The organism is Actinoplanes sp. NPDC051859 (assembly GCF_044452725.1).
Lineage (GTDB): Bacteria > Actinomycetota > Actinomycetes > Mycobacteriales > Micromonosporaceae > Actinoplanes.
The window spans coordinates 334,769-345,384 of the sequence record NZ_JBITBX010000006.1 but is presented as its reverse complement, the minus strand read 5'-3'; the positions used below and the strand labels follow the sequence as shown (position 1 = coordinate 345,384).

9 protein-coding genes are annotated in these 10,616 nt (G+C 68.9%); 6 read left to right on the top strand and 3 right to left on the bottom strand.

The window, feature by feature from the left end:
- The first annotated feature begins 38 nt into the window (after window positions 1-38).
- The 6 genes from ACIA1L_RS18225 to ACIA1L_RS18200 are packed head-to-tail and all read left to right on the top strand — an operon-like array spanning window position 39 to window position 7,842.
- Window positions 39-1,127: an ABC transporter substrate-binding protein gene (locus ACIA1L_RS18225; protein ID WP_396073912.1), complete on the top strand. Its 1,089-nt coding sequence runs from the start codon at window positions 39-41 to the stop codon at window positions 1,125-1,127.
- A gap of 29 nt (window positions 1,128-1,156) precedes the next feature.
- Entirely contained in the window at window positions 1,157-3,868 is a 2,712-nt protein-coding gene (locus ACIA1L_RS18220; protein ID WP_396073911.1) for an AbfB domain-containing protein, read from the top strand.
- Between the two features lie 4 nt (window positions 3,869-3,872).
- Complete coding sequence (locus ACIA1L_RS18215; protein ID WP_396073910.1) at window positions 3,873-5,432, top strand: sugar ABC transporter ATP-binding protein; 1,560 nt, start codon at window positions 3,873-3,875, stop codon at window positions 5,430-5,432.
- Window positions 5,429-6,454: an ABC transporter permease gene (locus ACIA1L_RS18210; RefSeq protein WP_396073909.1), complete on the top strand. Its 1,026-nt coding sequence runs from the start codon at window positions 5,429-5,431 to the stop codon at window positions 6,452-6,454. Before ACIA1L_RS18215 ends, ACIA1L_RS18210 begins: the two co-directional genes overlap by 4 nt.
- Window positions 6,451-7,437, top strand: a complete 987-nt coding sequence (locus ACIA1L_RS18205; RefSeq protein WP_396073908.1) for an ABC transporter permease — start codon at window positions 6,451-6,453, stop codon at window positions 7,435-7,437. Before ACIA1L_RS18210 ends, ACIA1L_RS18205 begins: the two co-directional genes overlap by 4 nt.
- Window positions 7,438-7,449: 12 nt before the next feature.
- Window positions 7,450-7,842, top strand: a complete 393-nt coding sequence (locus tag ACIA1L_RS18200) for a thiol-disulfide oxidoreductase DCC family protein (RefSeq protein ID WP_396073907.1) — start codon at window positions 7,450-7,452, stop codon at window positions 7,840-7,842.
- Here the strand turns inward: ACIA1L_RS18200 and ACIA1L_RS18195 are convergent.
- The 3 genes from ACIA1L_RS18195 to ACIA1L_RS18185 form a co-directional block, all read right to left on the bottom strand.
- On the bottom strand, window positions 7,833-8,531 hold the full coding sequence (locus ACIA1L_RS18195) for a zf-HC2 domain-containing protein (RefSeq protein WP_396073906.1): 699 nt from the start codon (window positions 8,529-8,531) through the stop codon (window positions 7,833-7,835). The genes ACIA1L_RS18200 and ACIA1L_RS18195 overlap by 10 nt on opposite strands.
- Window positions 8,528-9,049, bottom strand: a complete 522-nt coding sequence (locus tag ACIA1L_RS18190; protein WP_396073905.1) for a sigma-70 family RNA polymerase sigma factor — start codon at window positions 9,047-9,049, stop codon at window positions 8,528-8,530. The genes ACIA1L_RS18195 and ACIA1L_RS18190 overlap by 4 nt, the downstream gene beginning before the upstream one ends.
- A 206-nt stretch (window positions 9,050-9,255) precedes the next feature.
- On the bottom strand, window positions 9,256-10,380 hold the full coding sequence (locus ACIA1L_RS18185; protein WP_396073904.1) for a neprosin family prolyl endopeptidase: 1,125 nt from the start codon (window positions 10,378-10,380) through the stop codon (window positions 9,256-9,258).
- Between the last annotated feature and the right edge of the window lie 236 nt (window positions 10,381-10,616).

The following is a 10,616-nucleotide window of genomic DNA, read 5'->3' as shown; positions in this document are numbered from 1 at the left end:
GAAAGACTTCGATGTCAACCCCCACAGGAGCACATGCCATGAGCGCCATGTCCGGTCGCTGGAGGCCGGCTGTCACCGCCCTCGGGGCGACCCTGTTGCTGATCAGCGCCTGCGCGAAAGCCGAGGACAGCGGCGCGCCCGCACCCGGCAGCGCCAATCCGTCCGCGGGCGCGCAGGTCGTCCAGTCCGCCGCGCCCGGCGCCAAGACCTGCACGTTGACCCAGTTCGGCGGGCAAAAGGTCGATCTCAAAACCGCACAGATCGGCTTCTCCCAGTCGGAGAAGGAGGCCAACCCGTTCCGCATCGCCGAGACTCAATCCATCAAGGACGAGGCGGCGAGGCTCGGCATCCCGGCCGGCAACCTGCGGACCACGAACGCAAACTCACAGTTCAACAAGCAGATCAGCGACGTCGAGCAGATGCTCGATGCGGGCGTGCAGCTGCTCATCGTCGCGCCGCTGAACTCCGACGGCTGGGACTCGGTCTTCGCCAAGGCCGCCGCCAAGAAGGTCCCGATCATCACCATCGACCGCAAGATCAACGCCACGCCTTGCAAGGACTACCTGACCTTCATCGGCTCGGACTTCGCGGAGCAGGGCAAGCGTGCCGCCGACAAGATGGCCGCGGCGCTCGGCAACAAGGGTTCGGTGGCGATTCTGCTCGGCGCGCCGGGCAACAACGTCACGACGCTGCGTACTCAAGGCTTCAAGGACCAGATCGCCAAGATCGCGCCCGACGTCAAGATTGTCTTTGAACAGACCGGCCAATTCTCCCGCGAGGAAGGCCAGAAGGTCACCGAGCAACTACTCCAGTCCAACTCGGACATCAACGGCATCTACGCCGAGAACGACGAGATGGCCCTCGGCGCGCAGGTCGCCCTCAAGGGCGCGGGCAAGACCAAGGGCGACGTCAAAATCGTTTCGATCGACGGTACGCGCGGCGCCGTCCAAGCCATCGCCGACGGCTGGATCTCCGCGGTCATCGAGTCCAACCCGCGATTCGGCCCGCTGGCCTTCGCCACGGCCACCACGTTCTTCGCCGGCGAACCGATCGCCGAGGACATCGTCATCAGCGACCGCGAATACGACGAGAGTACCGCGAAAACCGATCTGAACAGCGCCTACTGAGCCTCCTTTCCCCGACAAGGAGAACCGCAGTGAGAGCATGCATTGCTGCCCTGATCTGCGCGGCGAGCACCCTCGTCGTCGCCGGTCCGGCCACGGCAGCGCCGAAGCCTCCCCCGCTCAGCACGCCGTGGACCGCTCAGGTGTCCACCACCAACCCGCTGCCGGAGTATCCTCGCCCGCAGCTCACCCGCACCGAGTGGCAGAGCCTCAACGGCACCTGGCAGTTCGCGGGCGCCAGCAACCTGAACAACCCGCCGGTGAACACCCCGCTCGGGGAGGAAATCCTGGTGCCGTACCCGATCGAGAGCGCGCTCAGTGGGATCGTGCGGCGCCAGGACCACTCGTACTACCGGCGTACCTTCACCGTTCCGGCCGGCTGGTCCGGCCGGAACGTGCAGCTCAATTTCGGCGCCGTGGACTGGCAGTCGAAGGTGTGGGTGAACGGCCGGCTGCTCGGCACCCACGAGGGCGGCTACGACAAGTTCTCCTACGACATCACCGCGGCACTGCGGTCCGGCGCCAACGAGCTCATCGTCGGCGTGTGGGATCCCACGAACAGCCAGGACATCCCGGTCGGCAAGCAACGCCTGCAACGCGGCGGCATCTGGTACACGCCGTACTCCGGCATCTGGCAGACCGTCTGGCTGGAACCGACGCAGGCCGCGCGGATCACCCGCCTCGACACCACCCCGAACCTCGCGGCGGGCGGCCTCGACCTGGTCGTGCAGACCGCGAACGGCAGCGGCCGGGCGGTCACCGCCCAGGTTCTCGCCGGCGGCACGGTGGTCGGCCAAGCCACCGGCACCGCCGGCACGTCGTTCCGCGTCCCGGTCCCGAACGCCCGGCTCTGGACCCCTGACCAGCCTTTTCTGTACGACCTGAAAGTCACCCTCGCCGGCGGTGACACCGTGGGCGGCTACTTCGGGATGCGCTCACTCGGCAAAGCCATGCTCGGCGGCGTCCTGCGGCCCACCCTCAACGGCAAGTTCGTCTCCCAGCTCGGCACCCTCGACCAGGGCTACTGGCCGGACGGCATCTCCACCGCGCCCACCGATGCCGCCCTGCGCTTCGACCTGGAACAGCAGAAAGCCCTCGGCTTCAATATGGTCCGCAAACACATCAAGGTCGAGAACGACCGCTGGTTCTACTGGGCCGACCGCCTCGGTCTGATGGTGTGGCAGGACATGCCCGCCCTGGCCAGCGGCCGCGAACCGTCCACGCTCGGCCGTCAGCGCTTCGAACGCGAGCTCAAAGAACTGATCGACGAGCACAAGGGCATCACCTCGATCGTCCAGTGGGTGCCGTTCAACGAAGGCTGGGGCGAATACGATGCCGGCCGCATCGCCGACCTGGTCAAGAGCTGGGACCCCACCCGGCTGGTCAACCACAACTCCGGCTCCAACTGCTGCGACTCCGACCCGGACCCGGGCAACGGCGACGTCATCGACGACCACATGTACGTCGGCCCCGGCATCACCCGCGCCCCCACCGCCACCCGCATCGCGGTCAACGGCGAATACGGCGGGCTCGGCCTGCGCGTCCCCGGACATGAGTGGCCGACCAGCGGCAAGTTCGCGTACGAGTGGCTGCCGACTCCGACCGCGTTGACCGACCGCTATGTGCAGATCACCAGCAAGCTCGTCGACCTGATCAACGGCAACGGACTGTCCGGGTCTGTCTACACCGAACCGACGGACGTGGAGGAGGAACTCAACGGCTTCTACACGTACGACCGGCGGGTGCAGAAGATGGACTTCGCCCGCGTGCGTGCGGTCAACCTTCGGGTGCTCGGCGCAGCCCAGGGCACGACTTTGCCGACGAACCGGCTGGCGTCGCTGCGGGTCACCACACCCGGCTACACCGACCGATATCTGCGGCATCGCGACGGCCTGGCCCGGACCGACGTGATCAGCCCGGCAAGCGGCAGCACCGACCGGCAGGACGCCACGTACTTCGTTCGGCCCGGCCTGTCGAACAGCGCGTGCTACTCCTTCGAGTCCCGCAACTTCCCCGGCCGTTACCTGCGCCACCGGGGCTACCGTGTCTACAGCGAGGCCAGCACGGGCGGCAGTTTCACCGCGGACGCCACGTTCTGCGCCCGGCCGGGCCTGTCCGGCGGCGGGACCTCGCTCGAGTCGGCCAACCTGGCCGGCTACTACCTGCGGCACCGCAACGCCGAGATCTGGCTGGACCGCGACACCGGCGGCTCGTTCCGCGACGATGCCACCTGGGCCGTCTCAGCGCCGTTGTGGCGCAGCGGGGCCACGCTCGCCACCGGGCAGAACCGGTCGTTCCGGGTCACCACGGCCGGCTACGACGACCGCTACCTGCGGCACTACGACGGGCACGTGCGCACCGACGTCATCACGCCCGCCAGTCCGGCCACCGATCGGGCGGACGCCACCTTCACCGTACGGCCGGGCTTCGCCGACACCAGCTGCTATTCCTTCGAGTCGGTGAACTTCCCAGGCGAGTACCTGCGGCATGCCGGCTATCGGCTGCAGCGGGCGGCGAACGACAACTCGCCGGTCTTCCAGCAGGACGCCACGTTCTGCGCGCAACCACCCCTCACCGCCGTCCCCGGCCAGGTTTCCCTGGAATCGATCAACTACCCGGGCTACTACTGGCGGCACTACGCGGAGGCGGTCTACATCGCTACCAACGGCGGCGGCAACGCCTGGGACAACCCGGTCAGCTATGCCGCGGACGTCACCTGGGCCGACTCCACCCCGCTGGGCTGAAGCGATGGCGCTGCTCGAAGTGGTCGACGTGACCAAGACCTTCCCAGGTGTCCGCGCCTTGGACGGCGTCTCGTTCACCGTGCAACCGGGCGAGGTGCACGCCCTCGTCGGCGAGAACGGGGCGGGCAAGTCCACGCTGATCAAGGTGCTGACCGGCGTATACCAGCCGGACAGCGGCGAGCTGCGCTACCGCGGCGAACCGGCTCGCTTCGACTCCCCGCTGGGCGCGCAGCGGGCCGGTGTCTCCGCGATCTATCAGGAGGTCAACCTCATCCCACTGATGAGCGTGGCTCACAACCTCTTTCTGGGTCGCGAGCCCCGCACCAGACTGGGGTTGCTCGACGAACGCCGCATGTTCCGCGAAGCTCACGACGTCCTCCGCCAGTACGGCGTCAGCACCGATCCACGCCGCCGCCTGGGCACCCTCCCGCTCGGCGGCCAACAGATGGTCGCCCTGGCCCGAGCCGTCATGATCGACGCCCGCGTCGTCGTGATGGACGAGCCGACCTCGTCCCTGGAACCCCGCGAGGTCGACACCCTCTTCGAGGTGATTCGCGCCCTGCACGCCCGCCAGATCGGCGTCGTCTACGTCAGCCACCGCCTCGACGAGCTGTACCAGATCTGCGACGCCGTCACGATTCTCCGTGACGGTCGGGTGGTGCACACCGGGCACCTCGCCGACCTGCCTAGGCTGCGCCTCGTCTCCCTCATGCTGGGCCGCGACATGTCCACGGTCCGCCAGCAGGGCTTCACCACCTTTCACCAATCGGCCGAAGAGACGTCGCCAGCGCCGGCCGACAGCGGCCCGGTGCTGCGGGTGAGCGGGCTCCGCAGCCGGCACAAGCTGCACGACATCGGCTTCGAGGTGCAGCCCGGTGAGGTGGTCGGGCTGGGTGGGCTGCTCGGCGCCGGACGCAGCGAGACACTGAAGGCGATCGGCGGTGCGTACCCGGTCGAGGCGGGCGCGGTCACCGTCAACGGGCACAAGCTGGGCCGGCTCAGCCCAGTCCGAGCCGTACGGGCCGGAATCGCGATGCTGCCCGAGGATCGCAAAGCCGAAGGGATCGTCCCCGGCCTGTCCGTCCGCGAGAACATCGCGCTCGCCGTCCTGCCGCGTCTGGCGCGATGCGGCCTGGTGTCGGAGCGCCGGATCGACGAGATCGTGCAGTACTACCTGACCCGGCTGCGCATCAAGGCGTCCAGTCCGAACCAGCGCGTCGGCGACCTCTCCGGAGGAAACCAGCAGAAGGTCCTGCTCGCCCGGTTGCTCGCCACCCGGCCGCGGGTTCTGCTGCTCGACGAGCCGACCCGCGGCATCGACGTGGGCGCCAAAGCCGAGGTCCAGGCCCTCATCGACGAGCTGGCCGCCGACGGCCTCGGCGTCGTCCTGGTCTCCTCCGACGCCGAAGAACTGGTCGAAGGCGCCGACCGGGTCCTCGTCCTGCGCGACGGCACCATCGTCGGCGAACTGCACGGCGATACCGTCACCACCGAAGCCCTGCTGGAAACCATCGCGGCCGCGGCGCAGCCCGCGCCGGACAGCGGCGAGGTGACCAGCCGATGAGGACAGAAACCACCGCGGTGCTCCGGGCCTGGCTCCCGAAGTACGGCGTCTACGCCGCGATCCTGCTACTGATCGCCTACAACCTGTTGTTCACGCCGAACTTCCTGACCTGGAGCAACCTGCGCATCCAACTCGTCCAGGTCGCCCCGATCGTCATCGTGGCGCTCGGGATGGCGCTGGTCATCGGCACCGAGGGCATCGATCTGTCGGTCGGTTCGGTCATGGCCCTGGCCGCCGCGCTGATCCCCCTCTACCTCGGGTACGGCGTCGGCGCCGCGTTCGCCGTAGCTCTGCTGGCCGGCATCGCGGTGGGCCTGGTCAACGGCGTCCTGGTGGCCCGGGTCGGCTTACAGCCCATCGTGGCGACGCTGGCCTTGTTCGTCGGCGGCCGGGGCTTGGCCCTGGTGATCTCGGACGGCCAGTTGAAAGACATCCGCAACGAGAGCCTGATCTTTCTCGGCTCGGGCGACCTGCTCGGCATCCCGGTCCTGGTCTGGATCGCCGCGCTGCTGGTCGGCGTCATCGCCTTCGTGGTCCGCCGGACCGTGCTGGGTCGCCGCCTGCTGGCCATCGGCGGCAATCGCGCTGCCACCACCCTGGCCGGAGTGCCCGTCACCCGGGTGCTGATCACCGTCTACGTGCTCTGCGCGGTCCTCGCTGCGCTGGCCGGCCTCCTGGCCGTGGCCCGGATCCAGTCCAGCGATGCCTCCTCGGTCGGCCTGCTCATCGAGCTTTCCGCGATCACCGCGGTGGTGGTCGGCGGCACGCCGCTGACCGGTGGCACGGTCCGCATCCTCGGCACCGTCGCCGGCGCCCTGCTCATGCAGCTCGTCATCGCCACGATGATCAAACACAACCTGCCCGCCTCCACCACGGAAATGATCCAGGCGGTCATCATCCTGCTCGCCGTCTACGCCGCCCGCGAACGAAAGACCGGGGACCGAAGGACCAGCGCCCGGGAGCGAAGAGCCACCGCCCGCCCACGCCGGCACGTCGCTGCCCCCGCGGAGGAGACGAGATGACCACGCTGGCAGCCGACGAGCGCCGGGCGCAGCGCGTCGACCACCTCGTTGCCCTGGTGCAGCGGCACGGCGCTGTGGCCGTACTCACCATGGTGCTGGTCGTCGGGGCGGCCGCGTTTCCGCACTTCCGCAGCTACGACAACGCGGGCACGATCCTGGTCGCCGCGGCGCCGCCCGCACTGATCGCGCTGGGCATGACGTTTGTGATCATCACAGGCGGCATCGACCTTTCCGTAGGTTCGCTGTATGTCCTGGGTGGAGTGACGTCGGCGTACGCCTCGCAGTGGGGTTTCGCGCCAGCCTTTCTCGCCCCGCTGGCCGTGTGCGGGTTGATCGGCCTGCTCAATGGATTGCTGATCGCCCGCACCCAGATGGCGCCGTTCATCGTCACGCTGGCCGCACTGCTCGGCGCGCGGGGGCTGATGCGGGCGGTCAGCAATGAGGGCTCGACCACCTATCTGGTCAGCAGCGACGCGTTCCGCCAGTTCGGGACGGGGGCATTCCTCGGCATCGGCTACCCGGTGTGGCTGGTGGCGGCGGTCTTCGGCGGGGGCATGGTGCTGTTGGCCCGCACTCGGTTCGGCCACGCGGTCTATGCGGTCGGCGGCAGCGAGGACACCGCGCGGCTCATGGGCGTGGCGGTCGGGCGTACGAAAGTGTGGGTTTATGTCCTGTCCGGTCTGCTCGCCGGCCTGGCCGGAGCGATAAATGCCGCCAAGCTCGGCTCCGGGGTCACCGTGCTCGGCATCGGCCTGGAGTTGGACGCGATCGCGGCCGTGGTCATCGGCGGGACGTTGCTGACCGGCGGCGCGGGCACGATCGCCGGAACGATCGCCGGGGTGCTCCTGCTGGGTGTCATCCAAAACCTGATCAATCAGGTCGGCTCGGTCCCGAGCAGCTACCAGCAGGTGATCAGCGGCAGCTTCCTCGCCGTGGTGGTCGTGGTCCAGACCTACCTCGCCAGGCTGCGCCGGATCACCTGACAGGATGCCTGCATGAGCAAGCCCACCTTTGTGTACGACGGCGACTGCGCGTTCTGCTCCGCCTGTGCCCAGTTCATCGAGCGGCGGATCCCGACCCGCGCGACCATCGTTGGTTGGCAGTTCGCCGACCTCGCCGCCCTCGGGCTGACCACCGCACAGACGGAACAGGCCGTGCAGTGGGTGGGCGAGGACGGCACGATCGCCGCCGGGCCGGACGCCATCGCGCTGCTGCTGCGGGACGCCGGCCGGTTCTGGGCGGTGCCGGGCCGGGCGCTGCAGACCAAGCCGGTGGGGCTGCTGGCCTGGCCCGCCTACCGCTGGGTCGCGGACCATCGGCACCTGATGCCCGGCGGCACCGCGGCGTGCTCCCTGCCGCAAGCCACCCGGGACCGGCTTTACGGATGAAGGCGCGCGGTGCCGAGCACGTGCCCTCGTTCGTCGGCGACGGCGACCGTGCTCACCTCGCCGAGCTGAATCGAGCTGGCGCCGGTCACCTTGGCGTTCCCGCTCGGCGTCGGCCCCCAGGTGGCCGCCTGCTCCACCGCGCCGCTGGCCTTGCGCACCTGGCACACGAACGGGCCGCGGCCGGCCAACTGTGACACCTGCAGATCGATGGACACTCCCCAGGTCTTGCCGGTGAGCACCGCCTGACCGGCAAGACCGCTGCCGGCCTCGGGCTGGAAGACCGCGGTGACCTGCCTCGCCGCGGACGGGCTGGGTGCGGCCTGCGGAGCCGGCGGGGGCGTCCGCTGGACCACGAGTCCCGCCGCAGCACCGCCCAGCAACACCACGGCTGCGGCGACAAGCCAGCGCGTGCCACTGCGGCGCCGCTGCCGCGATCGCTCCGCACGCATCCGGCCCAGCAAACCTTCGACCCGCTCCGAGCTGGGCCGCGCTCCGGGGGCCACCACCGGCTGCGGGGCCTCGGGCAAAGATCGCAACAGCTCGGGTACGGACCCCAGCCGCTCCAACTCGGCACGGCAGTCCGCACAGTCCACCAGGTGCGCGTCCAGCTGATCGGTGTCGGTGTCGTCGAGGCCGCCGAGCAGGTAACCACCGAGCAGCCGGCGTAGTTCGTCGTGGCCGGTGCTCATCGCAGCACCCCCATCTCCTCGAACGCCTGCCGCAGCGCCCGTACGGCGTAGTAGGCCCGCGACTTCACCGTGCCCTCGGGGACGGACAGGTTCCGGGCCGCGTCCGCGACGGTCCGGCCTTCGTAATACATGGCCTGCACCACCGCCCGATGATCGGCGGACAACCGTTCCAACGCCTCGGCGACGAGCCAGCCTTCGACCAACTGGTCGACGTTGTCGTCGGTCGGCGCCGCTGCCACCGCCGCATCGTCGGCGACCAGGTGCGGCCGTCGTTGCTCAGCCCGCCAGGCGTTGGTGACCACGTTCCGGGCGATGGTCAGCAGGTAGGACCGGGTCCGCCCGGGATTGGGGTCGAGGTGGTCGATGTGCCGCCAGGCCCGCAGCAGGGTTTCCTGGACGTGGTCTTCGGCCCGGTGCCGGTCGTGCACGTAACGCGAGACGAAGCTGAGTAGCACCGCGTAGTGCTCGGTGTAGAGCGCGGTCATCAGCTCCTCGTCGGGTCCGGCCCGTCGCCGCATCGCTGCCTCCCGTCGGGTGCCTCGCCCAGTTGTACCCCGGCTTGCTGTGCCCCGGCTTGCTGTGCCCCGGCTTGCTGTGCCCCGGCTTGCTGTGCCCCGGCTTGTTGTACCCCGGCACGGCCACTCTGGTTCGATCGCGCTCACGACGGCGCGGCCCGGTCCCCCGAACGGGACCGGGCCGCGGTGGGTGCTTCAGCGGCGACAGCTCAGCAGGCTCCGACGCCACCGAACCGGAAGGTGCGCTCGCTAAGTGCGTACACCGAGTAATGCGGGCTGGTGCTGCGAACATTCGCCCGCGGCTCCGGCCCGTTGGTCATCGAGATCGTGCCGATCCGCGACGCGCTGCCGTCCAACATCGGCAGGCCGTTGCCCATGTCGGAACAGGGGTCAGCGCTGGCCGCAGCGACCTCGCCGAACCACTGGGTGTACCCGCCCCGGGTGTAGGTGTAGTCCCAGAGCCGGTCCGGGAAGTAGCCGATCCACTCCGAGTCGTACGCGATCCACCACACGCCGTTGGCATGTTGGATGCCGAACCGCTTCTGCACCCCGGTCGGCAGGGTGTCGCCGGGCTTGATCGACGCCGTCTTGTAGACCTCGAATCCGCAGGCGTTGTAGCAGCTGGGCTCGCGGTTCTTCCAGTAGTACACGAACAGGTGCGGGTCGTCGTCGCCGTTGACCGTGCGGTCGACGGTCCAGCCGACCTCGACGATCTGCCGGCCATCCGCGGACTGCACCGTGATCTCGGCGAGGGTGTGATAGTCGTCGTGGTCCAGTTCGGGCTTGGCGATGCTGAGGTTCGCCCACGTGCCGTCGGTCTCGCCGGTCTGGCTGCCGACCGCGTAGTGGAAGAACACGTCGTTGGTCGGCGCCTTGTTCGTCTGCCCGGCGGACGGCGGCGCGGGCGGGACGATCGTGGTCCGCGCCCGGCTGAGGATGCCGGCTGCCCGCGAGTTGCGACCCTTCGGGGCGTATTCCGGGACCGGGACCAGTGATCCGCTCGGATCGGCAGATGCCGCATCCGCTCCGGCGGCGGCGACCGCGGCACTGCTGGCTCCGGCCCGCGCCCTGGTCAATTTCGACGGCCGCGCGCCCCACGGCAACAGCTTCGGCGGCGCGGGATCCTGCGCTGTTTCGATCTTGTCCAGCGCGGCGACAGCGCCGCCTGACTCTTTTTCCACAGAGTCGATCAATTGTTCCGTCGGCGCGGTTATCGCCGCGGTCGTGCCGGGTGATTCTTCCGCATTCGCATTGAGGGTCCAGACGATCCCCAGGGAGCCGACTACGACGGTGGCAAGGCCGGCGGCGAGCACACCGCGGCGGGAGTTCGACACGTGTCCGTCCTCGTTCTTCGGGGGGCCTCGGAGGCGTGGGACGAGGGGAAACCTCCGGGTTACCGGCTCTCGCAGGCGAGGCCGACCATATAACGCTGCGGATACTTGTGGCTGCGGTCAAAGCGCCATTCCGCCTGATCGGTTGAGGTCATGGGCCGATCCGGTGAATCCTCCGGCAATTCGGTCAACCGTGCGTATTCAACCCGTTGCTCCGAGCGCTTTTCCGGTCCTCATGT